The organism is Limnohabitans sp. JirII-31 (assembly GCF_002778315.1).
Classification (GTDB): domain Bacteria; phylum Pseudomonadota; class Gammaproteobacteria; order Burkholderiales; family Burkholderiaceae_C; genus Limnohabitans.
Genome location: NZ_NESA01000005.1, coordinates 207,446 through 232,952 on the forward strand (window position 1 = coordinate 207,446; position 25,507 = coordinate 232,952).

The window sequence follows — 25,507 nt, forward strand, 5'->3', positions numbered from 1 at the left end:
TGTAAATAAGGAAATGTATGAAAAACTTTAAATTGTGTGTCTGCTATTTCACAGCTATCGCACTTGCCGCGTTGTGCACCAACACTGTTCAATCTGCAGCAGTGGTCGATTTCACACGTACAAACCGTGGCAGCGGCAGCGTCGTGATACCCACCAAGCCCAGCATTACGTGCGACAGCAGTCTTTCATGGACATGTCTGTTCACGGCAACAGACGCTTTGTCGTACAGGTACGTGTATAACGTCGCAGTCGCGCATATCAATGCAGACGGCAGTATCTATTTGCAAGAGATTGGTGACAGCGCAGACACATCAGATTATTGGAGTGTGACCCTTCCTGCTTGGTACGTCAGCAACGGCTTGACCAGCTACTCTTTGGTTGGCACGGATTGCACGTTCACCATCAAGCCCACCATCAGTGCCGGAAATGTGTCAGATTGGACTTTGTCTGTTCGAGGAAAGAAGACGAGCACCATTGTTGGTAAGGACACGGTTACGACGACTACTTGTGGCGGCGATACTGACCAGTCAGGTAAGGGTGGCAAGTCCGGTAAAGAAAAAACCGGCCCTTCAGGCAAAGGCCCAGGACCTAAGTGATGAGCCGTGTGGGTGGGCTCACGTCCCACCCACATAAGGGTTGCTCACCCGCTCGCGCCCAAAGGTGCTTTCAGGTCCGTGCCCTGGAATGAACACCGTGTCGTCGCCCATGGGCCACAAGCGTTGGGTGATGCTGTCGATCAAGTCTTGGTGGTTACCACGCGGAAAGTCGGTGCGGCCTATGCTGCCAGCAAATAGCACATCGCCCACAAACGCACGTTTGATCTCTGGCGAATAAAACACCACATGTCCCGGGGTGTGGCCCGGGCAGTGGCGCACTTGCAGCGTGTGCGCACCCAGTGTGACGGTGTCACCGTCATGCAGCCAACGCGTCGGCGTGAAGGCGCGCGATGGTGGAAAACCATAACTCGCCGCAGCCTGTGCTAAGCCATCAATCCAAAACTGATCGTCTTCTTGTGGGCCGATGATGGGAAGCCCCAAGCGCTCGGCTAATTCGGCGGTGCCACCGGCGTGGTCGATGTGAGCGTGCGTGATCCAGATTTGTTCTAGTTTCAAGCCAAGTTGTTTGACCGCAGAAAGCAACACATCCAAGTCGCCACCTGGATCAATGATGGCGGCTTGCATCGTTTCATCGCACCAGACGATGGAACAGTTTTGCTGGAAGGGGGTGACGGGGATGGTTTCGTACTGAAGCATATTGCCAATATACCGTGCGCGTGAGCTTGCCAAGCGCAGGTCTTGTAAGCAATAAGGCAATATAGAGGTATGCACAACACGCCCACACGTCTTCTACTTAATATCGGCCACGCCATGGACCACATGCTTTTGTTGGTTTTTGCCACCGCCGTCACTTCTATCGCGAATGATTTTGGATTGACGCGCTGGGAAGACCTGATGCCCTACAGCGTGGCGGCCTTTTTCTTTTTCGGTCTCGGTTCATTGCCTGCCGGGCGTTTGGGTGACTTGTGGGGTCGTCGCCAGATGATGATCGTCTTTTTTGTAGGGATTGGGCTCGCCTCCATCCTGGTTGGCATGACCCGCACACCCATGGAGTTGGCGTTGGCTCTGGCACTGCTGGGTTGTGCGGCATCCATTTACCACCCTGTTGGCATTCCTATGCTTGTTCAAGGCGCGAGCCGGCCTGGCTGGACGATTGGAGTGAATGGTTTGGCTGGCAACCTGGGACTGGCGCTGGCGGCGGTGGTGACCGGGCTGTTGATCAAGTATTTCAACTGGCGCATGACGTTTGTCGTTCCCGGTGTGATCAGCGTTCTTTTAGGCGTGGTCTTTGCTGCCTGTGTCCCTCATGATGCGATCGCACCTGCAAAGAAAAAAGTGGCGTCAGGCAAGCACGCGGGTATGTCAATTTCCAAACTGCTGCTCATCATGACGATAGCGGCCACCAGTGCAAGCATGCTGTTCAACTTTTCTACCGGCAGCAATTACGAGATGCTGACGAGCAAGTTTGGTCAAGTCTCTCAAGATCCAGCACAAATTGGCATTTTTCTGGCCGTGGCTTATGTGCTGGCCTCTTTGACCCAATTGCTGGTTGGACATTTGCTGGACCGGGTGCCACTGAAAACGCTCTATCTTTGTGTCGTGACCATTCAGTGCATTGCATTGGCCACGGCCACGGCCACAGAAGGTTGGCTGTTTTATCTTTCGCAAATCATCTTCATGGCTGCGATTTTTGGTGCCGTTCCATTCACCGATGCGATGGTGGTGCGGTTTGTGGATGACGGCATGCGTTCCCGTGTCTCGGGCATGCGTTTGGCTGTTGCGTTGGGTGCCAGCTCACTGGCGATTTGGTTGATTGGGCCGATCGTGAAATCTGCGGGCTTCACGACCCTGCTGTGGGTCATGGCTGCCACTTCGTGCATCACCTTTGCAGTGGTCAGCCTGCTGCCTCGTACACCTTCGCACCAAAACGAGTGCTGATAGTGCGGCATTTATTGCATGCTTTGAAATATCCTTCGTGACCACTTGACCTTGAGGTCACCTGGAATTTCAAAGTATCTTTTCAGTAAAAATTATTTTTTCAATGGCTGCCGCGACATCATGAAAACTAATCGGCTTGTGCAGCACTTGTACATTTAACTGAGCAAATAAGTTGATATGAGATGGTGATGTATCGGCTGTGACGATGATGGCGGGTATTTCTTCGTTGTAGTTATCTCTCAGCTTTTGTATGAGCACATCGCCAGTGGTTTGACTCAAGCGGTAATCGCTCAAGATGCAATCAATGCGATCAATCGCGACAAGTTGATCGTCAAGTTCGCTCTGATGCTCTGACAGTACTTGGACGTACGCCCCTTTGCTTGCAAGCGTTTGCTTGTACGCTTCAACGATGATAGGGTTGTCTTCAATCACTGCGATGTATTTGCCTTGAAGACTACGGTGTGAATCCTGCGTCTTGTGCGCCGGTTGTGCGGCATGGATGCCTTCTTCATTTGTAGAGACTGGAAACGGCGTGGTCACTGTGAATTTCGCACCTTGTCCCTGTGTTGATATCACGTGAACGTCAGCGCCGATGAGGTCGCACAAACGTTGAACGATGGACAGCCCAAGCCCCAGACCATCGTGCAGTTCTCGTGTTTTGTCTGCGCGGTAGAACTCATTGAAGATCTGCTGTTGCTCAGATGCAGTTATTCCGCATCCTGTGTCACTGACTTCGATGATCAAACAACCGTTCTCAGACTCAAAACGCACATTGACTTGACCGCTTTCCGTGTATTGAATGGCATTTGAAACCAGGTTGCCAATGATTTGTTGAAGCAGTAGTTTGTCTCCGCGCACCAACAAGTTGGGGTGGTTGATATTAAAAATCAAACCTTTGTTCGTCGCTTTGGATTCCGTCAGGTCGCGAATGGTGTTTGCGAATTCATCCAAACGGAAAACACGGTGGGTAACTTGCATCGCATCTGCATCGAGTTTGCTGATGTTCAACAAAGAGTCAAACATCGCATTCAGCGTGGTGATACCGTTTTTAATTTTCGAAAGAGATTTCTTTTCTACCGTGGGTAAGTTGTTTAAGTTGATCAAATCGAGATAGACGTTAACGGCATGCATGGGCTGACGTAAATCATGGCTCGCGACGGCAATGAACTTGGATTTAGCCACATTGGCTGCAATCGACTGATCTCTCTCAGTCGCCAACTCTTGGTAAAGACACTCGTTGCGAAATCTGAGCCGCACTGAATCTTCAAAAATTTTGGCAAAGTTTTTAGCAATGCTTAGGACGACGATGTATAGCGACGCTAACCCTACAGAAAATGGCCACGGAAAAATATGCACAGACCATAACACCGTACTCAACGAGGGAATCATGATGGGCAATGTGAACGCAAAAAACGTGGCGGGGTTCACGCTGTATGCGAACATGCTCGAAATCATCGCAGCAGTGGTCATGTAGACATAAATCATCCGATTCACCATTAGCAAATCAGGCGCCATCAAAATCCAGCCTAAGCCCCAACCAAAACCAACGATTCCAACGGCGTAAGTCACGATTTTTAAATCACGCTGTGGATTGAGAATTTTCTCAGCCTCGTATTCCAGTTTAAAAATCATCCACGTTCGAATAACGATGACGATGAACATATAACCGAGCCAAATTGCTAAATGTGAGGGGTGCACCTCATCTTTGAACATCGGTATGCAGAGCAAAGGTGCCAATACATTTGCAACCGTGGCTGAGCGTGCTGCTTTTGTGATGTGGGCCGATTTTTCACGCAGCAGATAGACGTTGTTGACCTCGTTGGCTGTTAATTCAAGCGTCATTGCAAAATTTGATGCTTTTGGGCTTTGAGTACGGCTTGCGTCCTGTTAAACACGCGCAGCTCTTTGAATATTTGATTGATGTGAATCTTGACGGTTTGTTCGCTGATGTCTAAGTAATCGGCAATCACTTTGTTTGAATGGCCTTGCGAAATCAAATTAAGAACTTCTAGCTGCCGTTGTGTCAGGCGAAACTCTTTAGGCTTGACGCTTTCATTGATCGCGACATAGTCGCTTTGAAGTGTCACCAGAGGCTTGAGCTTGCGAATCATGAATTCGGCCGTGCTATTTTTCGACAAAAACATAGAGGCACCGGCAGAAACTGTTTTCGGTTCCCACGCGTGTTCGTCCAGACCAGAAATTGCCACAACTTGTTGAACGTTGTGCCGCTCTTTGAAAACTTTGATGCCGGCTAAGCCACTCAGCCCCGGCATCAAAATGTCAAGCAAAATGACCCATTGCTTGTTCGTGTTTTCAATAAGTTCTAGGCCTTCGTTGGTGCTGCTTGCGACGGCAACTTCAATACCATCCTCAAAGAATTCACGTGCAAGTTTTTCGCTCAACGCATCACGGTACACCGGATGGTCGTCAATGATGAGTACGGACTTTTTGAAAATTGCATTCATGTTCGAGCGATGCTACAGGCGTGTACTGATTGCATCAACTGAACTTTAGTTACAGATTTGTCATCATGATGCTGCATTCACTCATGAATAACTAAAAATGCTTCATTTATATTTAATATATTGTTTCTTATGTGTATTTTTAAAAAACTGTGATGCACTACTGAAAGAGATTTTCGCTCACGATCTCTGCCAATTTGTGGCAAATTCTTACAGCCATGATTTTGGGTGCCGTTGCAGACTGAACGGTTCCTTGACCAACCGGGCCGTCGTAGTCGTAGTAAGACTGAGACAACCCATGCGCATATTTCTTGTATGAAAAAAGCCGATAGGACTCGCCGTTTGCGCACTTTCCTGCGAAGACAAATGTTTCTTCGTCGTTGCCAAGGGCCACGCGCATTTTTTCATCTGCTGCGCTGTCTGGCACGCCAGCCTCAGAGCCTTCACCCCATCTGAAATCGATAGGAGCTTGTGCAGCAGTTCGGTAGTTTGATGATGTTGGCGAACCACGCAGAAAGAGCATGGACGCTGTGCTGATACTGGCAATAGATAAAAGCAACGCGATCAGAATACTGGGCTTCTTCATGATTTAACTACCTTGTCCCCATGAGATTTCCGTTTTGACTTCAGGCGATGCTGTGTAGTTAGACGCTGTTGGGTAAATTCGAGAAAGAAGGGTGATGGAGACGATGCTGATAAGGGCGATGAATGCTGTTGATATCAAAGACATGACGATGACAAATCTCATGGGGATAGCTGAATTAAGAAAATGAAAATCGTAGTGGCAGCTCCATACAAACTCAATAACAAATACGCTCTAGAACCAATGTGTCGTGTCACTGTGTAAAGAAAAACGCAAGACGAGTTTTAGATCGCACGTTTGTAATCGTGCTGCGTTTTCTCAAAATGTGCCCGCAATTACTTCGTCTGGCTTCTTCATAAGCTCTGAGTGTGCGCGTGAATAATCTTGGGAAATGTTTTCAATCTTTATCGGCGGAGCAATTCCTACAGCCGGCTGTATTTCAGAGGTCGGCAAAGTAAATCTGCATGTGAACCCCTTGATAAGTTGTGCTTAGGCACATTCAACTGTGTGCAAGGGGCGAAGACAATCAACGCTTAGTTCTAGACTTTATGTATGGCTAGCGATAGAGTACTTTGCTCTCGCATGGTGGAGAGCGTCTGTCAGCATCGCCGCTTTGGCGATTGACGCTTCAAGCGTAATTTAATTTACGCCCATAAAAAACCCCGCAAAGCGGGGTTTTAAAACTCAGTAAATCGGTAGCTCAACACTCATCCGTGCTATGCCCAGGCGCCGCCTGCGTGGGCACATGGTGGCGCAAGCCCACTTGTTGGTTCTTGTCATCCACAAACACCAGTTGAGGCTCATGGCCAGCTACCTGGTCTTCATGCACTTGCGCGAATGACGCAATGATCAACAAGTCGCCCACGCTGGCGCGACGTGCGGCAGAGCCGTTGACCGAAATCATGCCCGAGTCACGTTCACCTTTGATGGCGTAGGTGATGAAGCGTTCTCCGTTGTTGATGTTCCAGATGTGGACTTGCTCGTTCTCGCAAATGTTGGCTGCTTCGAGCAGGTTTTCATCAATCGCGCACGAGCCTTCGTAATGGAGCTCACATTGGGTGGTGGCAACGCGGTGAATTTTGGATTTGAGCAGGGTGCGGAACATGGTTCAAACAAGGGCGCGTGAGAGAAAGTACGAATCATAGTGGGCTCTGGTGCCTGTGTGCTTGCACATGCGCCAACACGCCGCCTGCGGCCACACGTCCACTGGCCAAGCAGGCTGTGAGCAAGTAGCCGCCAGTCGGTGCTTCCCAGTCAAGCATTTCGCCTGCCATGAACAGGCCTGGCTGGGACTGTGCCATCAAGTCTGCGGTGAGTGCTTCCAAACGCACGCCGCCCGCGCTGCTGATGGCCTCGTCCAGTGGGCGTGCGGCATGCAGGGTGATGGGCAGGTGTTGGATGGTGTGTGCCAGTTGCGCAGGGTTGTGCATGGCTTCTTTGCTCAGCACTTCGTGCAGCAGGCCCATGTGCAAGTTGTTGAGGTTCAAGCGGCTTTTGAGGTGGCTCGACAACGACTTAGAACCACGCGGGTGTGACACCTCCTCCAGCACACGTTCAGCGCTCCATTCGGGGCGCAAGTTCAGATGCAAGGTGGCGTGGCCTGTGCGTTCAATTTCGTCGCGCAACAAGGCAGACGCGGCATACACCAAGCTGCCTTCAACGCCGGTGGCCGTGGCCACAAACTCGCCTTTACGCTTGAACACATGCCCTAATGAATCGGTGAACGACAGTTGCACCGACTTGAAGGCTTCTCCCGCAAAGCGGCTGGCAAAGTGCTCGCTCCAGCCTTGGCGTTGGTTGATCTGCACGTCAAACCCGCAGTTGGACGGGCGCAGCGGTGCCACATCAATGTGCTGTTGAGCGAGCCAGCTTTGCCACGCACCGTCAGAGCCCAAGCGTGCCCAACTGCCCCCGCCTAAGGCCAAAAGCACCACATCGGCTTGTGCTGTGTGCGGGCCGCGTGGGGTGTCAAACGCCAAGGTGAACGTGTGGGTTGGCGTAGGCGATGGCTCGGGCGTGTTGCGCGCTAACTGGCCATTCCAGCGGTGCCGCATGTGAAAGGTGACCGGTGTGCCTTGTGTGGGGTGACGCAAGCGGTGCAACCAGGCGCGCAACAAAGGCGCAGCTTTCATGTCGGTGGGAAACACGCGCTGTGAGGTGCCCACAAAGGTGTTGATCCCCAAGCCTTGCGCCCAATCCCGCGCGGCCTGGGGCCCAAAGCTGTGCAGCCACGGCGTGCAGGCTGCCGTGCGTTCGCCGTAGCGGGTGACAAATTGTTCCAAAGGTTCGGCGTGGGTGAGGTTGAGCCCGCCCAAACCAGCCAGCAAAAACTTGCGCCCCACCGAAGGCATGGCGTCGTACAAGTGGACGTTCAAGCTGGCCTGACTCAGCACTTCAGCGGCCATGAGCCCGGCAGGACCGGCGCCGATGATGGCCACCGTTGGACTGAGATGTGTCACAGAACGCCTTCGTAGTGCAGGGTGATGGGCGCGTGGTCAGAAAATTTTTCTTCTTTGTAGATGTGGGCCTGCCGTGCTTTGGCTGCCATGTTGGGTGTAGCCAGGTGGTAGTCCAAACGCCAGCCCACGTTGTTGGCATAAGCCTGGCCACGGTTGCTCCACCAGGTGTAGCAAGCGTCGGTGGTGTCAGGGTGGAGTTGGCGGTACACGTCGACCACGCCGGCTTCGGTGGTGAGTTGTGTCATCCAGGCGCGTTCTTCGGGCAAGAAGCCGCTGTTTTTCAGGTTGCCACGCCAGTTCTTCAGGTCCGCTTCTTTGTGTGCAATGTTCACGTCACCGCACAGCACAAATTCGCGTTCGGCTTTGAGTGCGGTGAGGTGTGGGTACAGCGCCGCCAAAAAGCGGTACTTGGCTTCTTGGCGTTCAGGGCCCGATGAGCCGCTGGGAAAGTAGCTGCTGATGATGGAGAGCTTTTGTGTGGGCGTGTCAAAGCGCAGTTCGACATAGCGACCCTCAGAATCGAACTCGCCGCCATCAAAACCCACCACAACGTCGCTGGGCTCATGACGGGTGTAGACGCCCACGCCGGAGTAGCCTTTCTTCTCGGCGAACTGAAAGTGGCCGTTCAAGCCGGCCAAGGTGTCGAACTGGCCCTGTACGTCGGCGGCTTGGGCTTTGATTTCTTGTACGCAAATACAATCGGGCTTGGCTTTATCGAGCCAAGCTTCAACGCCTTTGCGGGCGGCAGAACGGATGCCATTGAGGTTGAGGCTGGTCAGTTTGAACAAGGAATTTCCCATGACAGAAGGTACGGCAGCCAACAACACGTTGGCGCAAGAATTTGTGCAATTCTCGCTGGATTGCGGTGTGCTGAAATTTGGGGAGTTCAAAACCAAGGCCGGGCGCATGTCGCCTTACTTCTTCAATGCTGGCTTATTTGACGATGGCGCCAAGCTGGGCAAATTGGCCAGCTTTTATGCGCAGCGCCTGATGCAAAGCGGCATCGCGTTCGACATGATTTTTGGCCCCGCCTACAAGGGCATTCCGTTGGGTGCTGCGGTGGCGATTGAGTTGGCCCGTTTAGGCAAGAACGTGCCGTTTGCCTACAACCGCAAAGAAGCCAAAGACCACGGCGAAGGCGGCAGTCTGGTAGGCGCGCCGCTCAAAGGCCGGGTGTTGATCGTGGATGACGTCATGAGCGCAGGCACTGCGGCGCGTGAATCGATTGCCTTGATCAAGGCCGCAGGCGCCACGCCGCATGCGGTGGTGATTGCCCTGGACCGCCAAGAAATGGCGACCGAGAAAAAAGCAGACGGCACCATCCAAGACGTGCCCTACAGCGCGGTGCAGTATGTGCGCGAACAAGTGGGCTTGCAGGTGTGCGCCATTGCGGAGCTGAGCGACTTGCTGACTTACTTAAATGCCCAGCCGGGCAACGCCATGGGTGAGCATCTGGCGCGCACACAGGCGTATCGGGACCGCTATGGCGTGCGCTGAATCAGCTCACACGCCGCCTAAGCTGGCGCCGTGGCGAATCAAAATCAAAATGCCGGCACCCGCCAACAGCCCCGCCATCACAGCTGCAAACACGGGGTTGAGGTGCGTAAACCCAACCCAGCGCGGCAGCAGCTCTACATAGGCAGACAGCAAGCCTACTGCGGCAAAAGTTTTGAGGGTGAAGATGCGCCCCAGCTTGCGCCAGCCGAACACATAAAAAGGCAGGTTGATGACAAACAACACGCCACCCAGCGAATAGCCCAACAGGTAATGCGCCAAAAACGCCACGCCAGTGGTGCCGCCTGTGAACAAGCCCGCCTCGCGAAACAAACACACCCCCAAGGCGACGAACAGGCAGCCCGTCAAGAGCCCTTGTGCGTCCTCCCAGGTGCTGTGGGGCGCGGGGGCGGGTGTGAGGGTGTCAAGCTCTTGGGCGATGGCTTACCCTAGCTTCTGGTTGAGCATCTCGTTGACTTGCGCCGGGTTGGCCTTGCCCTTGCTGGCCTTCATGATTTGACCCACCAAGCCATTGAGTGCTTTGGCGTTGCCGGCCTTGAACTCTTGCACGTTCTTGGGATTGGCGGCCAGCACTTCATCGACGATGGCTTCGAGGGCACTGCTGTCGTTCATCTGTTTGAGGCCGTCATCAACAATTATTTTGTCGACGATGGTGAGGGCGTAGTCAAAGCCACCACGTTCATTGAAATCATGCACACGTTGGTCTGGATTATTCCAAAGACGATCAAACACCTGACGCGCCGCGCTATTGCTGATGGTGTTGTCAGTGATGCGGCTGATCAACGCACCCAGTTGTGCGGCGCTGACGGGCAGGTTGTCAAATGTCACGTCGCCGGTGTTCAGGCGGCGTGACACTTCGCCCATGATCCAGTTGCTAGCCAACTTCGGTTGGCCGCAGGCTTGCGAGGTGGCTTCAAAGTAGGCAGCGGCGGCTTTGCTTTGTGTGAGCAAGGTGGCGTCGTAGTCGGGCAAGCCGTACTGCGTGACAAAGCGCTCGGCCATCACACGGGGCAGTTCGGCCATCTCGGTTTTCACGCGCTCCACCCAGTCGCGACCAATCACCAGAGGGGGCAGGTCGGGGTCGGGGAAGTAGCGGTAGTCGGCGGCGTCTTCCTTGGTGCGCATGGCGCGAGTTTCGCCCGTGTCGGGGTCGAACAGCACGGTGGCTTGCTCAATCGCGTGGCCGTCTTCCAGTTGGTCGATTTGCCAGCGCACTTCATAGTCAATGGCTTGTTGCATGAACTTGAAGCTGTTCAAGTTTTTGATCTCGCGGCGTGTGCCCAACGCAGCGCCAGGCTTGCGCACCGACACGTTGGCGTCGCAGCGGAACGAGCCTTCTTGCATGTTGCCGTCGCAAATGCCAATCCAGGTGACGATCTTGTGCAACTCTTTGGCGTAGGCCACGGCCTCGTCGCTGCTGCGCATGTCGGGCTCGGTGACGATTTCTAACAGTGGTGTGCCTGCGCGGTTCAAGTCGATGCCGCTTTGTCCAATGAAATCTTCGTGCAACGACTTGCCCGCGTCTTCTTCCAGGTGGGCACGCACCAAGCGCACCGTTTTGTGCGCGGTTTCTTTGCCGATTTCCAAGAAGAACGACACCTCGCCGCCTTGCACCACCGGGATTTCAAATTGGCTGATTTGGTAGCCCTTGGGCAGGTCGGGGTAGAAATAGTTTTTGCGCGCAAAGATGCTGCGCTCAGCGACGTGTGCGTTGACGGCCAAGCCAAACTCAATGGCACGCTCCACGGCGCCCACGTTCATCACGGGCAAGGTGCCGGGCAGCGCCATGTCCACGGCGCAAGCCTGGGTGTTGGGCTCGGCACCAAAGGCGGTGGGGGCGCGACTGAAAATTTTGCTCTGCGTAGAGAGTTGGGCATGGGTCTCGAAGCCGATCACGACTTCATAGCCTTGGACAAGTTTGCTCATAAGTCTTAAACCCCCGCTGGATGTTGGAGGTGGAAATCGGTGTTCATCTGGTACTGGTGCGCCACGTTGAGCAGCTGGGCTTCTTGCAGATAGTTACCAATCAGTTGCATGCCCACGGGCATATGTCCTGTGCCAAAACCCACCGGCAGGCTCATGCCGGGCAAGCCCGCCAGTGACGCGGGTAGGGTGAAGATGTCGGCCAGGTAGTCCGCTAGCGGATCGTTGGCGTTGTTGCCTAGGGTCCAAGCCACGGTGGGAGCCACAGGCCCGGCGATCACGTCGCACTCGGCAAAGGCGCGTTGAAAGTCGTCGGCAATCATGCGGCGAATTTTTTGGGCTTGCAGGTAGTAGGCGTCGTAGTAGCCGTGTGAGAGCACGTAGGCGCCGGTCATGATGCGGCGTTTGACCTCTTCGCCAAAGCCCTCGGCGCGGGTTTTTTTGTACATGTCACCGAGGTCGGTGTAGTCCTGGGTGCGGTGACCAAACTTCACGCCGTCAAAGCGGCTCAGGTTGGAGCTGGCTTCAGCGGGCGCAATGATGTAGTACACCGGAATGGACAACTCGGTACGCGGCAAGCTGATGGGCACCAGCTTGGCACCCAGGTCTTGCAATTGGGTGAGCGCCGTGTCGATGGCGCTGCGCACATCGCTGGCCAGACCGTCTCCGAAAAACTCTTTGGGAATCCCCACACGCACACCGGCCAAACTGTTGTCCAGCTTGGCTGAGAAGTTCTCGGCAGGCACATCAAGTGAGGTGGAGTCGCGGTCCAGGTCGGGCCCGCACATAGCGCTCAGCAGCAGGGCGCAGTCTTCGGCGCTGCGGGCCATGGGGCCTGCTTGGTCCAGGCTAGACGCGTAGGCGATCATGCCGTAACGCGAGGCGCGGCCATAGGTGGGCTTGATGCCGGTGATGCCGCAAAACGCAGCGGGTTGGCGGATGGAGCCGCCAGTGTCGGTGCCGGTGGCGGCGGGGGTCAGGCCTGCGGCCACAGCGGCCGCACTGCCGCCCGATGAGCCGCCGGGTACGCGCGTGGTGTCCCACGGGTTGGTGACTGCGCCGTAGGCCGAGTTTTCGTTGCTTGACCCCATGGCGAACTCGTCGCAATTGAGTTTGCCCAAGCTCACCATGCCGGCTGAGCGCAAGCGCTGCACCACGGTAGCATCGAAGGGTGAGCGGTAGCCGTTCAAAATTTTGGAGCCCGCCGTGGTGGCGAAGTCGCGGGTCACAAACACGTCTTTGTGGGCCACGGGCACGCCTTCGAGCGGTCCGGCGGTACCGTCCGCCAGTTTGGCGTCGCTGGCGCGGGCTTGGGCGAGGGTGACTTCGCTGTCGATGTCCAAAAAGGCGTTGTTCGGATTACCGCCTGTGCGCGCCAAAAAACGGGTCGCTACTTCGACGGCGCTGACTTGTCTGCTGCGCAAACTCTCGGCGAGCGCTTTGACGCTCAGGGTGTGCAAATCGGTCATGGCTTACTCAATCACTTTGGGAACCAAAAACAAACCGCGCTCCACGGCGGGGGCACTGCGTTGGTTGGCGTCGCGCTGGTTGGGCTCGCTCGCCACGTCAGGGCGCAGTCGCAGGTGGATGCCGCCTGTATTGGCCATGGCGTCGACCGGGTGGGCCATGGGCACCACGCCGGTGGTGTCGACGGCGCTGATTTGCTCGACGATGCTGAAAAAATCGTTGATTTTGCTCAGCATGCGCTGTTGTTCGTCAGGCTGGAGCTCAAGCCGGGCCAAATTGGCAATGCGGCTGATGTCTTGGTCGGTCAGGGACATACGTGTGCAGTCAAGGTTTATGGTCAAGGTGGGCGGTCTGTGAAAGGGGCGCGCCAGCCCGAAAAAACCCGTGTTTTATGGGGGATGCGGTATTATCTCGCCTTTGTGTCCGCGCCCGCGGGCACCACGAACAACGTGGTGATGCGCCTGTTGCGCATCGCCTGAGAGGACAGTGATGTTTGGATCTTTTCGTCGGTATTTTTCCACCGACTTGGCGATTGACTTGGGTACCGCCAACACCCTGATTTACGTGCGCGACAAAGGCATTGTGCTGGACGAACCTTCGGTGGTGTCGATTCGTCACGAAGGCGGCCCGCAAGGCAAAAAAACCATTCAAGCCGTGGGCCACGAAGCCAAGGCCATGTTGGGCAAAGTGCCCGGCAACATCGAGGCAATTCGTCCCATGAAAGACGGCGTGATCGCCGACTTCACGGTGACCGAGCAAATGCTCAAGCAGTTCATCAAGATGGTGCACCCCCGCTCGGTGTTGAAGCCCAGCCCCCGCATCATCATTTGCGTGCCTTGCGGCTCGACCCAGGTGGAGCGCCGCGCCATTCGCGAATCGGCCTTGGGCGCTGGGGCCTCAGAGGTGTATTTGATCGAAGAGCCGATGGCTGCTGCCATCGGTGCGGGCTTGCCCGTGTCGGACGCCTCCGGGTCGATGGTGGTCGACATTGGCGGTGGCACCACCGAAGTGGGCGTGATTTCGCTCGGCGGCATGGTCTACAAAGGCAGCGTGCGCGTGGGTGGCGACAAGTTTGACGAGGCCATCATCAACTACATCCGTCGCAACTACGGCATGTTGATTGGCGAGCCCACGGCAGAAGCCATCAAAAAGAAAATCGGTTCGGCTTTCCCTGGCTCTGAAGTCAAGGAAATGGAAGTCAAGGGCCGCAACCTGTCTGAAGGCGTGCCACGCTCGTTCACCATTTCGTCGAACGAAATCTTGGAAGCCCTGACCGACCCGCTCAACAACATCGTGTCTGCGGTTAAGAACGCGTTAGAGCAAACGCCACCCGAGCTGGGTGCGGACATTGCCGAGCGCGGCATGATGCTGACAGGTGGCGGTGCGTTGTTGCGCGACTTGGACCGCTTGCTGGCTGAAGAGACCGGCTTGCCCGTGTTGGTGGCCGAAGACCCACTGACGTGTGTGGTGCGCGGTTGCGGTTTGGCCTTGGAGCGCATGGAGCGTTTGGGCTCTATCTTCACCAGCGAATAAGCTGGCCGATCACCCCACCTACAACTGAACTCGGCACCCCATGCCACTTGGCACGCTGGACAGATCGCCACCGGCCTTTTTCAAACAAGGCCCATCGGCCATCTCCAAACTGTTGTTCTTCAGCGCCTTGTCGGTGCTGTTGATGGTGGCTGATGTCCGCTTTGGGGTGACACAGCCGATCCGGGCTGTACTTTCCGTGGCTTTGTACCCGGTGCAGTGGTTGGCTTTGCGCCCCCAGATGATGGCTGAGTACAGCAGTGACTACATGCAGGCCCGTGATGTGGCACAAGCCGCTGAGCGGCAAGCACGTCAGCAGCTGTTGGTGCAAGCCCAACGATCGGGACAGGTGGAGCAACTGGCGCTGGAAAACCGTCAATTGCGCGAGCTACTGGGATTACGCGAGCGTTTGAGCACGACAGGCGTGGCTGCCGAGGTGTTGTATGACGCGGCCGACCCGTACACCCGCAAACTGATTGTGGACAAAGGCATGACCCACGGTGTCAAGGCTAGCTCACCGGTGATGGATGAGCATGGCATCTTGGGTCAAGTCACGCGTGTGTTGCCCCTGGTGAGTGAGGTGACGCTGGTCACTGACCGCGAGCATTCGATTCCTGTGCTCAACACCCGCACGGGTGCGCGTGGCGTGGCCTTTGGCGAGGCCGGTGGCGCGCCCCTGCTAGAGCTGCGTTTTATGGCTACCAATGCGGACATCGAGGTAGGCGACTTGCTCTCTACCAGTGGTGTGGACGGCGTATACCCGCCGGGCATTCCAGTAGCCAAGGTGACCAAAGTAGAGCGTCGCGCTGAAACCGCATTTGCCCGCATCTTGTGTGAGCCAGTGGGCCACGTGCAAGGCGCACGTCACGTGATGGTTCTGGAGCCGCTGACCGACAAATTGCCTGCGCGGCCTCAGATTGACAAGCCGCAGCCCTTGGCCAACCTCAAAGGAGGTCGCCGATGATCATGCCGCGCGGTCATCAGTTGTTGCTGCCAGCCAGTCCTTGGTTTATTGGCGGCACGTTGCTGGCAGCTTTGTTGGTGAATATGTTGGTCAACATGAGTCTGATCGGTAATGCAGCGTGGATGCCTGACTTTCTGGCGCTGGTGTTGGTGTTTTGGTGTGTCCATCAGCCGCGCATGGTGGGCATCGGCGTCGCGTTTTTCTTTGGTGTGGTGACCGATGTGCACCAAGCGGCTTTGCTGGGGCAACACGCATTGACTTACACCGCATTGGGCTTTCTGGCGGTGATGGTGCATCGGCGCTTGTTGTGGTTCACTGTGCCGTCACAAGCCATGCAAGTGCTGCCTTTGTTTTTGACGGCCCATGCCTTGGAGTTGACCGTGCGCATGATGTCGGGCTCGGTGTTCCCGGGCTGGTCGATTGTGTTGGCACCGCTGCTCGAAGCCTTGTTGTGGCCAGCGGTCAGCGTGTTGTTGCTGGCGCCTCAAAGACGCGCGCCTAATCCGGATGTGACAAGGCCCTTATGAGGGTGATTCGCAACATCGAAGGCGACTTGCGCCGTTTCAGGGAGCGCATGGTGGTGGTGACGGCCGCCATTTTGGTGGCTTTTCTGGTCTTGGTGCTGCGGCTGTTTTATTTGCAGGTCATCCGCTACGAGGACCTGAACGAACAGGCCGAGAACAACCGCACGGCCATCGTGCCAATTGTTCCTAACCGTGGCGTCATCATGGACCGCAACGGCATTGTCTTGGCGACCAATTACTCGGCCTATACCTTGGAGATCACGCCCTCTAAATTGGTGGTACCACTCGAAGAGGTGATTGAGCAGTTGGCATCTGTCGTCGATATCCAAAGTCGCGACAAGCGCCGTTTTAAAAAACAAATGGACGAGTCCAAGAGTTTCGAGTCGGTGCCGATTCGTAACCGCTTGAGTGATGAAGAGGTGGCACGCTTTGCGGCGCAGCGCTACCGATTCCCTGGGGTTGAGATCAAGGCGCGCTTGTTTCGCAGCTACCCCTACAACGAGTTGGCCAGCCATGTGATTGGTTACATCGGGCGCATCAACCAGGCTGAAAAAGCCAAGATCGAAGAGTCGGAAGACTCTGGCAACTACCGCGGCACAGATTACATTGGCAAGCTTGGCGTCGAGCAAAGTTACGAAGCGCAATTGCATGGCACGACCGGGGTGCAAGAGATGGAGACCTCGGCCGGTGGCCGTGCTGTGCGGCGCCTCAACAGCAGCCAGGCGGTGCCGGGCAACAGTGTGGTGCTGTCGATCGACATCAAGCTGCAAAAGCTGGTGGAAGACCTCTACGGCAAACGTCGCGGTGCCTTGGTGGCGTTAGACCCGAAGACGGGTGAAGTTTTGGCTTTTGTGAGCAAACCCACCTTCGATCCGAACCTGTTTGTCGATGGCATTGACTTTGAAAACTGGCAGGCGCTCAACGAGTCGCCCGACAAGCCCTTGCTCAACCGTGCGTTGCGTGGCACCTATCCACCGGGGTCGACCTACAAGCCTTTCATGGCGTTGGCAGCCTTGCAAACGGGCAAGCGCGCTGAGAAAACCTTGATTCCTGACCCGGGTTACTTCATGTTTGGTAACCACCGTTTCCGTGACGACAAAGAAGGCGGGCACGGCATGGTGGACATGTACAAGTCCATCGTGGAGTCGTGTGACACTTACTACTACACCCTGGCGCGCGACATGGGCGTGGACCTGATGTACGAGCAAATGAAGCCGCTCGGCTTTGGACAAATCACGGGCATCGACATCTTGGGTGAATCGCGCGGTGTGTTGCCATCGACCGAATGGAAGCGCACCACCTATAAGAAGCCTGAGCAACAGCGTTGGTACTCGGGTGAAACCATTTCACTGGGGATTGGTCAGGGCTACAACAGCTTCACCATGTTGCAAATTGCGCATGCCACGGGCACGGTGGCGAACAATGGCTTGAAGATGAAGCCGCACTTGGTGCGTGAAGTGGTGGATGTCGAGACCAAGGTGGCCACCTTGGTGGCCAAAGAACCGGTGGGGCAATTGCCGTTGACGCCAGAGAACTTAGAGGTCATCAAGCGTGGCATGGTGGGCGTCAACATTGAAGGCACCTCGGCCAGCAGTTTTATTGGCGCGCAGTATGTGAGCGCCGGTAAGACAGGTACGGCGCAGGTTTACACCGTCAAACAAAACGAAAAATACAACGCCGCCAACATTGACGAGCGCATGCGCGACCATGCCTTGTTCATCGCATTTGCCCCGGCGGATGACCCCAAAGTGGCCTTGGCTATGGTGGTGGAAAACGCTGGCTTTGGTGCTCAAAATGCGGCACCGATTGCACGTCGTGTGTTTGACTTTGTGATCTTGGGCCAATACCCGGCGCTCGAAGACATTGAGGCCGTGCAAAAGGGCCAAGCGACGCGCCCAATCGGCAAGCCACGCCCTGTGGCTACGGTGCCTTGGCCACCTAAGTCTTTAGAGGTGGATGAAGCATTGGCCGACAAAGCCAGTTTGGATCTCAAAGCCAAGCGTTGAGTTGAGTGGTTAACGCAAAAAAGCGTCGTAGCTTGTTTTGCAAATCAAGGCACTCACCACCACCAAGAACATGCCGCGCACAAAGCCTACACCGTGCTGCAAGGCCATGCGTGTGCCCAACAAGCTGCCTGCCACATTGGCCATGGCCAGTGGCAACGCCAGGTGCCACCAGACGTGGCCTTTCCAGGTGAAGAGCACCAACGCAGCGGCGTTGCTCGACAAATTGAGCAGCTTGGCCGCGACCGACGCATTCAAAAAGTCGTACCCCAACCAACGCACCAGCAAAAAGACGAAAAAACTGCCTGTGCCGGGGCCAAAGAACCCGTCGTAAAACCCAATCGACAGGCCCACGGCGCAAGTGGCCCACAGCTCGGCGCGACCTTCAAAGCGTGGCCGGTGGTGACGGCCCATGTCTTTGCGCGCCAGTGTGTACAGCAGCACGGCAAACAGCACCAAGGGCAACAGGCGGCGTAAAAAGTCGGGTGAGATGAGGGTGACCCACCACGCGCCTGCAAACGACCCGGCCATGGCCAAACCTGCGGCTGGCAGCAGTGCACGCCAGCGCATGGACACGCGTTGGCTGTATTGCCAGGCAGCAAAGCTGGTGCCCCAGACGGAGGCGCTTTTGTTGGTGCCTAGCAGGGTGGCGGGCGTGGCAGCGGGATAAACGGCAAATAGGGCGGGCAGCAAAATCAAGCCGCCGCCACCGACGATCGAATCCACAAAACCAGCCAGCGCCGAGGCGAAGGTGGCGATCAAAAGTTCCATGCGGGGATTGTGGTCTGAAATGAAGAGGGCAAAAGCAAAAGGCACCGGGATCAACCGGTGCCTTTTCCTATCAACGCTCTGTGAGCAGAGCTGTTTGTATGTCTCCTCGGACCCTCTTTCAACAGCGCGTTGGCTGTTGTGAGTGCTGAGAATGTACGTTTTCTTGTGTGCGGTAGTCCTCAGGACTTTCCCTTGCGGGCTTACCCGGGCGCGTCAATTCTTGAGTGCCTCGTGGGCCAGCCATTGGGCGGCTTTTTCAGCCAGCATCAAGGTGGGGCTGTTGGTGTTGCCGCTGGTGATGGTGGGCATCACGCTGGCATCCACCACGCGCAGGCCGCGCACCACGCCGCCGCGTCCATCGCGCACGCGCAGTTCGGTGTCGACCACGGCGAGTGGGTCATCTAAGCGCCCCATGCGTGCAGTGCCCACAGGGTGAAAGATGGTGGTGGCAATGTCGCCCGCCAAGCGTGCCAGCTCGGCGTCGGTTTGGTATTGCACGCCCGGTTTCCACTCAACGGGCTGGTATTTGGCAAGTGCGGGTTGAGCCGCGATGCGCCGCGTCACACGCAATGAATCGGCGGCCACTTGGCGGTCTTCGGGGGTGCTGAGGTAGTTGGGCGCGATGTGGGGCGAGTCAGCAAAGTGCGGGCTGCGGATATGCACCGTGCCACGGCTGGTGGGGTTGAGGTTGCACACGCTGGCCGTGAAGGCAGGGAAGTTGTGCAAGGGTTCGCCAAACGCATCCAGGCTGAGGGGTTGCACGTGGTATTCGATGTTGGGGTAAGGCTGGGTGGGGCTGCTGCGCGTGAAGGCGCCCAGTTGCGATGGCGCCATGCTCATGGGGCCACTTTGCTTGAACAGGTATTCCAAGCCAATCTTGGCCTTGCCCCACCAACTGTTGGCCAGCGTGTTGAGCGTCGCGACGCCTTGCACCTTGAAGACCGAGCGAATTTGCAAATGGTCTTGCAGGTTGGCGCCCACGCCGGGTAAGTCGATGACGGGTTCAATGCCGTGCTGTTGGAGCAACGCTGCGGGGCCTAGGCCCGAGAGTTGCAAGATCTGTGGTGTGCCAATGCTGCCCGCGCTCAGCACCACGGCTTGCTTGGCTGTGACGGTGACATGACCGTGGCCTGTCCACACCTGCGCGCCTGTGCAGTGGGCTTGGCCGTCGGCGTCGGTGGTCATCAGCAGTTTGACGACCTGGGCCGAGGTCCAGAGTTCAAAGTTGGGTCGCGCGTAACAGGTGGGGCGCACAAAGGCTTTGGGTGTATTCCAGCGCCAGCCATTTTTTTGATTGACTTCGAAATAGCCCACGCCTTCGTTGTCGCCTCGGTTGAAGTCGTCGGTGACGGGAATGCCTGCTTGCACGGCAGCTTGGGCGAAGGCGTCGAGCACGTCCCAGCGCAAGCGTTGGCGTTCTACCCGCCACTCGCCACCTGCGATGTGGTGGCGCAGGGTTTCGCCATACACCGTGCGGTCATTGAGCAGCACCTCGCTGCGTGTGCCTTTGGCACCGTGCAGGGCATCGGCCCCGCCGTGGTGGTCTTCGTGCAGCTTGAAGTACGGCACGCAGTTGTCCCAGCGCCAGCGTGCGTCGCCCGTGAGTTCAGCCCAGTGGTTGTAGTCACGGGCTTGGCCGCGCATATAAATCATGCCGTTGATGCTGGAGCACCCACCCAGCACCTTGCCACGTGGGTAGCGCAAGCTGCGGCCATTCAGACCTGCCTCAGCAGCGGTGTTGTAGAGCCAGTCGGTGCGTGGGTTGCCAATGCAGTAGAGGTAACCCACGGGAATATGCACCCAGTGGTAATCGTCACGGCGACCCGCTTCGATCAACAACACCCGTTTGCTGGCGTCGGCGCTCAGGCGGTTGGCCAACAGGCAGCCGGCAGTGCCTGCGCCGACGATGATGTAGTCAAACTGGGTGTCGCTCATGGAGGGTCAAGCCTTGGCTAAAGCGTTGCGATGGTGTGGCGTGGGTGGCCAGACATGGCAACTTTCTGGCGCGAAGCGACTGAGGCGCCATGGCTGGCTGCCCACGTCGCACCAGCGCAATGCGAGCATCACTTAGACGTTGGCATGGCGAACTCAGCACCTTTGCCAATGCTGTCCGGCCAGCGCTGCATGACGCTCTTTTGCTTGGTGTAGAAACGCACACCCTCTTCGCCGTAGGCGTGCATGTCGCCAAACAAACTCTTCTTCCAACCGCCAAAACCGTGCCACGCCATCGGCACAGGAATGGGCACGTTGATGCCTACCATCCCGACTTGGATGCGACGGGCAAACTCGCGCGCCACCCCACCGTCACGGGTGAAGCAGCTCACGCCGTTGCCAAACTCGTGGGCGTTGATCAGCGTCACAGCTTGGGCAAAGTCGGCCACGCGCACGCAACTCAAGACGGGGCCAAAAATTTCTTCTTTGTAGATGCGCATCTCTGGCGTGACGTGGTCAAACAAGGTGCCACCCATCCAGAACCCGTTGCCGCAACCTTCGCCTGCTTGTTTGCCGTCAAACACCCGGCCATCGACCAGCAGCTGAGCGCCTTCTTTGGCGCCTTGCTCGATGTAGCCGGTGATGCGCTTGTGCGCAATGTCGGTGACGATGGGGCCCATCTCTGCGGCCAAGTTGGTGCCGTTGAGTACTTTCAAAGTTTTGGTGCGTTCGATCAGCTTGGGCATGATGCGGTCGCCGACATCGCCTACCAACACGGCCACGCTGATGGCCATGCAACGCTCGCCAGCAGAGCCATACGCCGCGCCAATCAGGGCATCTACTGCTTGGTCGATGTCGGCATCGGGCATCACCACCATGTGATTTTTCGCGCCGCCCAGGGCTTGCACGCGCTTGCCGTGGTGGGCGCCGGTTTCGTAGATGTAGTTGGCAATGGGGGTGGAGCCGACAAAGCTGATCGCCTTGACGTCGGGGTGAACCAACAGGGCGTCTACGGCTTCTTTGTCGCCTTGCACCACGTTGAACACGCCGTCGGGCAGGCCCGCTTGTTTGAGCAAGTCGGCCATGAAGAGTGCGGGGGTGGGGTCAATCGGGCTGGGCTTCAAGACAAAGGTGTTGCCTGTGGCGATGGCTACCGGGAACATCCACATGGGCACCATGACTGGAAAGTTGAAAGGGGTGATGCCTGCCACCACGCCCAGGGGCTGGCGCATGGTCCAGTTGTCGATCCCGGTGGACACCTGTTCGGTGTAGTCGCCCTTGAGGAGCTGCGGAATGCCGGTGGCGAACTCGACGATTTCGATGCCACGCGTGACCTCGCCCTGCGCGTCGGTGAACACCTTGCCGTGTTCGGCGGTGATCATGCGGGCCAGGTCGTCTTTGTGTTTGTTGAGTAGCTCCAAGAACTTGAACATCACGCGTGCGCGGCGCAGCGGTGAGGTGTCGGCCCAGGCCGGGAAAGCTTTTTGTGCGGCTGCGACGGCCACGTTGACATCGTCGCTGCTGGCCAGGGAGACGTTGGCAGTGACGGCACCGGTGGCGGGGTTGTACACCGGCTGCGTGCGGGTGCTCACGCCTGCGGCGTGCTGCCCGGCGATGAAGTGCTGGATGGAGGCAATGGTCATGAAGAGTCCTAAGTCAATCAGATGGTGTGGTCAGGGGCGAATCAGCGGCCGCCGGTTATGTCGATGCAGGTGCCCGTGATGTAACTGGAGGCGTCGCTGAGCAACCAGACAATGGTTTGTGCCACTTCTTGCGCAGTGCCTGCGCGCTGCATGGGGATGAGCGGTGCGAGCTCTTTGGCGCGGTTGGGTAAGCCGCCGCTGCCATGAATGTCGGTGTCGATCACACCGGGACGCACCGCGTTGACGCGAATGCCTTCAGCGGCGACTTCTTTAGAGACGCCCAAAGTCAGGGTGTCGATGGCGGCTTTGCTAGCGGCGTAGTCGACGTACTGGCCGGACGCGCCAAGTCGTGCAGCTGCGCTGCTGAGGTTGACGATGACGCCGCCTTCACCACCGTGACGGGTGCTCATGCGGCGGATGGCTTCACGGGTGCAGGCAAATGACCCCAACACGTTGACGCGCATCATGCGCTCGACGCGGGTCCAGCTCATTTCGTCCACGCGGCTGGTCATATCGACAATGCCGGCGCTGTTGACCAAGCCACGGATACGTCCGAGTTTGGCGTCAACTTGCGCAAACATGGCCAGGATTTGGTCTTCGTGACCGACATCGCCTTGCACGCTGATTGCCGTTCCACCGGCTTGGCGAATCTGGCGCACCACGTCATCGGCGGCCAGTGCATTTTGGGTGTAGTTGACAGCTACGCCCCAGCCATTTTGGGCGGCCAACAGGGCGGTGGCAGCGCCAATGCCACGGCTTGCGCCGGTGATCAAAAGAACGGGTTTCAAGTAAGTCTCCTGGTTTTTTAGCGAGTCTATTTTCAAGCGCACCACGATAGCATGTAGGGTTTTAAAACAGAGTAACCTGATGGACATTCTGTTTTTAGATTTTGAAGGTAACACCATGACCACCGTGCATTTGACTTCTTCTGATGGATTTGCTTTTTCTGCCTACGTCGCCCAACCCCACGGCAAGCCCAAAGGCGCGATCGTTGTGGTGCAGGAAATTTTTGGTGTCAATGCCCATATTCGCGAAGTGGCCGATGGCTATGCTGCTGCGGGCTATTTGGCGGTAGCGCCAGCCACGTTTGACCGCGTCAAACCAGCGGTGCAGATGGGCTATACGCCCGATGACATGCAAGCCGGTATTGCGCTTAAAGCGGCGGTGGAGGCGCTGCCCGCTCCGGGCGTGATGGCGGACATACAAGCGGCGGTTGATTACGCTGCCAAACACAGCGGCGGCAAAGTGGGCATCGTGGGCTATTGCTGGGGTGGGCTGCTGGCTTGGCGCGCGGCCTCATTGGTCAAAGGGTTGAGCGCAGCTGTGCCGTATTACGGGGGAGGCAGCACCAGTCACGAAGAGCGCGCACGTCAGCCACATTGCCCAGTGCTGGCGCATTACGCAGAGCAAGATCACTGGATTCCTCTGGACACTGTCGAGGCATTCAAAAAAGCACAACCCACGGTGGAGGTACACGTTTATGCCGCTGACCATGGCTTCAACTGCAACCACCGGGGTGCATGGCATGAGCCGTCGGCCAAATTGGCGTTGGAGCGCACCATGGCATTTTTTGCCAAGCACCTGGCTTGATGGCGCTTACTTTTTCAGCAGGCGTGCCACATCCAGGGCAAAGTAGGTCAATACGCCGTCTGCGCCGGCACGTTTGAAGGCGAGCAAGCTTTCCATCATCACCGCGTCATGGTCGAGCCAGCCGTTTTGCGCGGCCGCTTTGAGCATGGCGTATTCGCCAGAAACTTGATAGGCAAAGGTCGGAACCTGGAAGGTGTCTTTGACGCGACGCACGATGTCGAGATAAGGCATGCCAGGTTTGACCATCACCATGTCGGCGCCTTCTGCGATGTCCAGAGCGACCTCGCGCAGGGCCTCGTCGCTGTTGCCGGGGTCCATTTGGTAGACCTTTTTGTCGCTTTTGCCCAGGTTGCCCGCAGAGCCCACGGCGTCACGAAATGGGCCATAAAACGCGCTCGCGTATTTGGCGCTGTAGGCCATGATGCGCGTGTGAATGTGACCTTGCGCCTCTAGTGCTGTTCGGATTGCGCCTATGCGCCCATCCATCATGTCGCTGGGTGCCACGATGTCTACGCCTGCTTGCGCTTGGGTCAGGGCTTGTTGGGTCAATACGGCCACGGTCTCGTCGTTCAGGATGTAACCGGTGTCATCGAGTAAGCCGTCTTGTCCGTGGCTGGTGAATGGGTCTAGGGCAACGTCGGTCATGACGCCAAGCTCGGGAAAGTGCTTTTTCAGTTCGCGCACCACGTGAGGTACCAAGCCTTTGGGGTTGGTGGCTTCTCTGCCATCGGGTGTTTTCAGGTGGTTGCTGATGACTGGGAACAAGGCCATCACAGGGATGCCCAATGCCACACATTGCTCAGCCACGGGTAATAACAAATCAAGGCTCAGACGCTCTACGCCGGGCATGGAGGCGACTGCTTCACGGCGTTTCTCGCCTTCGAGCACGAACACGGGGTAGATCAGGTCGTTGGTGCTCAAGGCATGTTCGCGCACCAAGCGACGCGTGAAGTCGTCGCGTCGCAGCCGACGAGGGCGGTTGGCGGGGAAGGGGGCGAGAGCTGCGGTGTACGGGTGTGTCATGGGCAAAATTGTGCCTCAAGCCTGACGTTTCCCCCATTGTTTTGCATCAAAGCGTTTGCTAGATTGACATGGAGCAGCTTGCTGCTCCCCGCTTTTCCTCCCTAAGCGGGGCCTGTTGCGCGATCAGCACGCAGGCATTTATGCCCGACCTTGTGTCGGGCTTTTTTTAGACCCGGCTAAACTGACTGCATGTTGTGGGTTAAATCTTTTCATATCGTCTTTGTGGCTAGCTGGTTTGCCGGCTTGTTTTATTTGCCACGTATCTTCGTCAACTTGGCCCAGGTCTCGCCTGAGTCGGTGGCGGAGGAGCAGCGCCTGTTGTTGATGGCGCGCAAGCTGATGCGCTTTACCACGCTGTTGATGATTCCCGCCGTGGCGCTGGGGCTTTGGCTGTGGTTGGGTTATGGCATTGGTTGGGGGCCTGGCAACGGTTGGATGCATGCCAAGCTCACGGTGGTGTTGTTGGCCTTGGGGTACCACCACGCTTGTGGCGTCTTGTTGCGTAAATTTGAAGCACACACCAACCAGCGCGGTCATGTATGGTTTCGTTGGTTCAACGAAGTTCCCGTGGTCTTGTTGCTGGTCGCTGTGATCTTGGTGGTGGTCAAGCCTTTCTGAGGTTT

General features: G+C 56.7%; 25 protein-coding genes. 9 read left to right on the plus strand and 16 right to left on the minus strand.

The features are described from left to right. Window positions 1-17 precede the first annotated feature (17 nt). On the plus strand, window positions 18-596 hold the full coding sequence (locus tag B9Z41_RS16955; protein WP_143474174.1) for a hypothetical protein: 579 nt from the start codon (window positions 18-20) through the stop codon (window positions 594-596). A gap of 18 nt (window positions 597-614) precedes the next feature. Here the strand turns inward: B9Z41_RS16955 and B9Z41_RS08680 are convergent, their stop codons facing one another. Then, window positions 615-1,253: an MBL fold metallo-hydrolase gene (locus B9Z41_RS08680; protein ID WP_100146659.1), complete on the minus strand. Its 639-nt coding sequence runs from the start codon at window positions 1,251-1,253 to the stop codon at window positions 615-617. A 114-nt stretch (window positions 1,254-1,367) separates the two neighbouring features. Here B9Z41_RS08680 and B9Z41_RS08685 point away from each other — a divergent pair, with 114 nt between their 5' ends. Then, entirely contained in the window at window positions 1,368-2,495 is a 1,128-nt protein-coding gene (locus B9Z41_RS08685; protein WP_233202600.1) for an MFS transporter, read from the plus strand. A 69-nt stretch (window positions 2,496-2,564) separates the two neighbouring features. On the opposite strand, the gene B9Z41_RS08690 is transcribed toward B9Z41_RS08685, so the two are convergent. The 6 genes from B9Z41_RS08690 to B9Z41_RS08715 form a co-directional block, all read right to left on the minus strand. Further along, window positions 2,565-4,337 carry an ATP-binding protein gene (locus tag B9Z41_RS08690; protein ID WP_100146661.1) on the minus strand — a complete coding sequence of 591 codons (1,773 nt, stop codon included), beginning with the start codon at window positions 4,335-4,337 and terminating at the stop codon, window positions 2,565-2,567. Beyond that, window positions 4,334-4,960 carry a response regulator transcription factor gene (locus B9Z41_RS08695; protein ID WP_100146662.1) on the minus strand — a complete coding sequence of 209 codons (627 nt, stop codon included), beginning with the start codon at window positions 4,958-4,960 and terminating at the stop codon, window positions 4,334-4,336. Before B9Z41_RS08695 ends, B9Z41_RS08690 begins: the two co-directional genes overlap by 4 nt. Before the next feature lie 157 nt (window positions 4,961-5,117). Further along, window positions 5,118-5,543, minus strand: coding sequence for a hypothetical protein (locus B9Z41_RS08700; RefSeq protein ID WP_100146663.1), 426 nt, complete (start codon window positions 5,541-5,543; stop codon window positions 5,118-5,120). A 697-nt stretch (window positions 5,544-6,240) separates the two neighbouring features. Continuing rightward, entirely contained in the window at window positions 6,241-6,645 is a 405-nt protein-coding gene (gene panD / locus B9Z41_RS08705; RefSeq protein ID WP_100146664.1) for an aspartate 1-decarboxylase, read from the minus strand. 34 nt (window positions 6,646-6,679) lie between these two features. Beyond that, window positions 6,680-7,999 (minus strand): TIGR03862 family flavoprotein, encoded by a 1,320-nt coding sequence (locus B9Z41_RS08710; protein ID WP_255408411.1) that lies wholly within the window; start codon window positions 7,997-7,999, stop codon window positions 6,680-6,682. Then, complete coding sequence (locus B9Z41_RS08715; RefSeq protein WP_199172961.1) at window positions 7,996-8,799, minus strand: exodeoxyribonuclease III; 804 nt, start codon at window positions 8,797-8,799, stop codon at window positions 7,996-7,998. Before B9Z41_RS08715 ends, B9Z41_RS08710 begins: the two co-directional genes overlap by 4 nt. Here B9Z41_RS08715 and pyrE point away from each other — a divergent pair. Further along, on the plus strand, window positions 8,798-9,496 hold the full coding sequence (gene pyrE / locus B9Z41_RS08720; RefSeq protein ID WP_100146666.1) for an orotate phosphoribosyltransferase: 699 nt from the start codon (window positions 8,798-8,800) through the stop codon (window positions 9,494-9,496). The two genes, B9Z41_RS08715 and pyrE, sit on opposite strands and share 2 nt — an antisense overlap. Before the next feature lie 6 nt (window positions 9,497-9,502). Here pyrE and B9Z41_RS08725 read toward each other — a convergent pair whose 3' ends face one another. The 4 genes from B9Z41_RS08725 to gatC all read right to left on the minus strand — a co-directional run bounded on the left by B9Z41_RS08725 (window position 9,503) and on the right by gatC (window position 13,218). Further along, the gene (locus B9Z41_RS08725; protein WP_199172962.1) at window positions 9,503-9,862 is read right to left on the minus strand and encodes a YitT family protein; all 360 of its coding nucleotides are present in this window, start codon (window positions 9,860-9,862) and stop codon (window positions 9,503-9,505) included. 75 nt (window positions 9,863-9,937) lie between these two features. Beyond that, window positions 9,938-11,440, minus strand: coding sequence for an Asp-tRNA(Asn)/Glu-tRNA(Gln) amidotransferase subunit GatB (gene gatB / locus B9Z41_RS08730; RefSeq protein WP_100146668.1), 1,503 nt, complete (start codon window positions 11,438-11,440; stop codon window positions 9,938-9,940). Between the two features lie 5 nt (window positions 11,441-11,445). Next, complete coding sequence (gene gatA / locus B9Z41_RS08735) at window positions 11,446-12,906, minus strand: Asp-tRNA(Asn)/Glu-tRNA(Gln) amidotransferase subunit GatA (protein ID WP_100146669.1); 1,461 nt, start codon at window positions 12,904-12,906, stop codon at window positions 11,446-11,448. Window positions 12,907-12,909: 3 nt separating this feature from the next. Beyond that, window positions 12,910-13,218, minus strand: coding sequence for an Asp-tRNA(Asn)/Glu-tRNA(Gln) amidotransferase subunit GatC (gene gatC, locus B9Z41_RS08740; RefSeq protein WP_100146670.1), 309 nt, complete (start codon window positions 13,216-13,218; stop codon window positions 12,910-12,912). 175 nt (window positions 13,219-13,393) lie between these two features. Between gatC and B9Z41_RS08745 the strand changes: the two genes are divergently transcribed. The 4 genes from B9Z41_RS08745 to mrdA are packed head-to-tail and all read left to right on the plus strand — an operon-like array spanning window position 13,394 to window position 17,928. Then, entirely contained in the window at window positions 13,394-14,437 is a 1,044-nt protein-coding gene (locus B9Z41_RS08745; RefSeq protein ID WP_100146671.1) for a rod shape-determining protein, read from the plus strand. A 40-nt stretch (window positions 14,438-14,477) separates the two neighbouring features. Beyond that, a complete protein-coding gene (mreC, locus tag B9Z41_RS08750) occupies window positions 14,478-15,398 on the plus strand; it encodes a rod shape-determining protein MreC (protein ID WP_100146672.1) in 921 nt (306 codons plus the stop codon). Beyond that, entirely contained in the window at window positions 15,395-15,925 is a 531-nt protein-coding gene (mreD, locus tag B9Z41_RS08755) for a rod shape-determining protein MreD (RefSeq protein ID WP_100146673.1), read from the plus strand. The genes mreC and mreD overlap by 4 nt, the downstream gene beginning before the upstream one ends. Then, window positions 15,922-17,928 (plus strand): penicillin-binding protein 2, encoded by a 2,007-nt coding sequence (gene mrdA, locus B9Z41_RS08760; RefSeq protein WP_100146674.1) that lies wholly within the window; start codon window positions 15,922-15,924, stop codon window positions 17,926-17,928. The genes mreD and mrdA overlap by 4 nt, the downstream gene beginning before the upstream one ends. Before the next feature lie 9 nt (window positions 17,929-17,937). Here mrdA and B9Z41_RS08765 read toward each other — a convergent pair whose 3' ends face one another. From B9Z41_RS08765 to B9Z41_RS08780, 4 genes are all read right to left on the minus strand, one after another. Then, window positions 17,938-18,696, minus strand: coding sequence for a TSUP family transporter (locus B9Z41_RS08765; protein WP_100146703.1), 759 nt, complete (start codon window positions 18,694-18,696; stop codon window positions 17,938-17,940). A gap of 213 nt (window positions 18,697-18,909) precedes the next feature. Next, window positions 18,910-20,631 (minus strand): GMC family oxidoreductase, encoded by a 1,722-nt coding sequence (locus tag B9Z41_RS08770; protein ID WP_100146675.1) that lies wholly within the window; start codon window positions 20,629-20,631, stop codon window positions 18,910-18,912. Between the two features lie 128 nt (window positions 20,632-20,759). Continuing rightward, entirely contained in the window at window positions 20,760-22,271 is a 1,512-nt protein-coding gene (locus B9Z41_RS08775; protein ID WP_100146676.1) for a CoA-acylating methylmalonate-semialdehyde dehydrogenase, read from the minus strand. A 41-nt stretch (window positions 22,272-22,312) separates the two neighbouring features. Next, on the minus strand, window positions 22,313-23,059 hold the full coding sequence (locus tag B9Z41_RS08780; protein WP_100146704.1) for an SDR family oxidoreductase: 747 nt from the start codon (window positions 23,057-23,059) through the stop codon (window positions 22,313-22,315). A 115-nt stretch (window positions 23,060-23,174) separates the two neighbouring features. Between B9Z41_RS08780 and B9Z41_RS08785 the strand changes: the two genes are divergently transcribed. After that, entirely contained in the window at window positions 23,175-23,861 is a 687-nt protein-coding gene (locus B9Z41_RS08785) for a dienelactone hydrolase family protein (protein ID WP_100146705.1), read from the plus strand. Window positions 23,862-23,867: 6 nt separating this feature from the next. Here the strand turns inward: B9Z41_RS08785 and hemB are convergent, their stop codons facing one another. Beyond that, window positions 23,868-24,884 carry a porphobilinogen synthase gene (gene hemB / locus B9Z41_RS08790; protein ID WP_100146677.1) on the minus strand — a complete coding sequence of 339 codons (1,017 nt, stop codon included), beginning with the start codon at window positions 24,882-24,884 and terminating at the stop codon, window positions 23,868-23,870. 189 nt (window positions 24,885-25,073) lie between these two features. On the opposite strand from hemB, the gene B9Z41_RS08795 reads away from it, so the two are divergent. Further along, the gene (locus B9Z41_RS08795; protein ID WP_100146678.1) at window positions 25,074-25,502 is read left to right on the plus strand and encodes a CopD family protein; all 429 of its coding nucleotides are present in this window, start codon (window positions 25,074-25,076) and stop codon (window positions 25,500-25,502) included. Window positions 25,503-25,507: the final 5 nt, after the last annotated feature.

Excerpts from the sequence above, each read along its gene's own strand:
- B9Z41_RS16955 (WP_143474174.1), top strand. The coding sequence starts at position 18 with ATGAAAAACTTTAAATTGTGTGTCTGCTATTTCACAGCTATCGCACTT.
- B9Z41_RS08680 (WP_100146659.1), bottom strand. The coding sequence starts at position 1,253 with ATGCTTCAGTACGAAACCATCCCCGTCACCCCCTTCCAGCAAAACTGT.
- B9Z41_RS08685 (WP_233202600.1), top strand. The coding sequence starts at position 1,368 with ATGGACCACATGCTTTTGTTGGTTTTTGCCACCGCCGTCACTTCTATC.
- B9Z41_RS08690 (WP_100146661.1), bottom strand. The coding sequence starts at position 4,337 with ATGACGCTTGAATTAACAGCCAACGAGGTCAACAACGTCTATCTGCTG.
- B9Z41_RS08695 (WP_100146662.1), bottom strand. The coding sequence starts at position 4,960 with ATGAATGCAATTTTCAAAAAGTCCGTACTCATCATTGACGACCATCCG.
- B9Z41_RS08700 (WP_100146663.1), bottom strand. The coding sequence starts at position 5,543 with ATGAAGAAGCCCAGTATTCTGATCGCGTTGCTTTTATCTATTGCCAGT.
- panD (WP_100146664.1), bottom strand. The coding sequence starts at position 6,645 with ATGTTCCGCACCCTGCTCAAATCCAAAATTCACCGCGTTGCCACCACC.
- pyrE (WP_100146666.1), top strand. The coding sequence starts at position 8,798 with ATGACAGAAGGTACGGCAGCCAACAACACGTTGGCGCAAGAATTTGTG.
- B9Z41_RS08715 (WP_199172961.1), bottom strand. The coding sequence starts at position 8,799 with ATGGGAAATTCCTTGTTCAAACTGACCAGCCTCAACCTCAATGGCATC.
- gatB (WP_100146668.1), bottom strand. The coding sequence starts at position 11,440 with ATGAGCAAACTTGTCCAAGGCTATGAAGTCGTGATCGGCTTCGAGACC.
- gatA (WP_100146669.1), bottom strand. The coding sequence starts at position 12,906 with ATGACCGATTTGCACACCCTGAGCGTCAAAGCGCTCGCCGAGAGTTTG.
- gatC (WP_100146670.1), bottom strand. The coding sequence starts at position 13,218 with ATGTCCCTGACCGACCAAGACATCAGCCGCATTGCCAATTTGGCCCGG.
- B9Z41_RS08745 (WP_100146671.1), top strand. The coding sequence starts at position 13,394 with ATGTTTGGATCTTTTCGTCGGTATTTTTCCACCGACTTGGCGATTGAC.
- mreC (WP_100146672.1), top strand. The coding sequence starts at position 14,478 with ATGCCACTTGGCACGCTGGACAGATCGCCACCGGCCTTTTTCAAACAA.
- mreD (WP_100146673.1), top strand. The coding sequence starts at position 15,395 with ATGATCATGCCGCGCGGTCATCAGTTGTTGCTGCCAGCCAGTCCTTGG.
- mrdA (WP_100146674.1), top strand. The coding sequence starts at position 15,922 with ATGAGGGTGATTCGCAACATCGAAGGCGACTTGCGCCGTTTCAGGGAG.
- B9Z41_RS08765 (WP_100146703.1), bottom strand. The coding sequence starts at position 18,696 with ATGGAACTTTTGATCGCCACCTTCGCCTCGGCGCTGGCTGGTTTTGTG.
- B9Z41_RS08770 (WP_100146675.1), bottom strand. The coding sequence starts at position 20,631 with ATGAGCGACACCCAGTTTGACTACATCATCGTCGGCGCAGGCACTGCC.
- B9Z41_RS08775 (WP_100146676.1), bottom strand. The coding sequence starts at position 22,271 with ATGACCATTGCCTCCATCCAGCACTTCATCGCCGGGCAGCACGCCGCA.
- B9Z41_RS08785 (WP_100146705.1), top strand. The coding sequence starts at position 23,175 with ATGACCACCGTGCATTTGACTTCTTCTGATGGATTTGCTTTTTCTGCC.
- hemB (WP_100146677.1), bottom strand. The coding sequence starts at position 24,884 with ATGACACACCCGTACACCGCAGCTCTCGCCCCCTTCCCCGCCAACCGC.
- B9Z41_RS08795 (WP_100146678.1), top strand. The coding sequence starts at position 25,074 with ATGTTGTGGGTTAAATCTTTTCATATCGTCTTTGTGGCTAGCTGGTTT.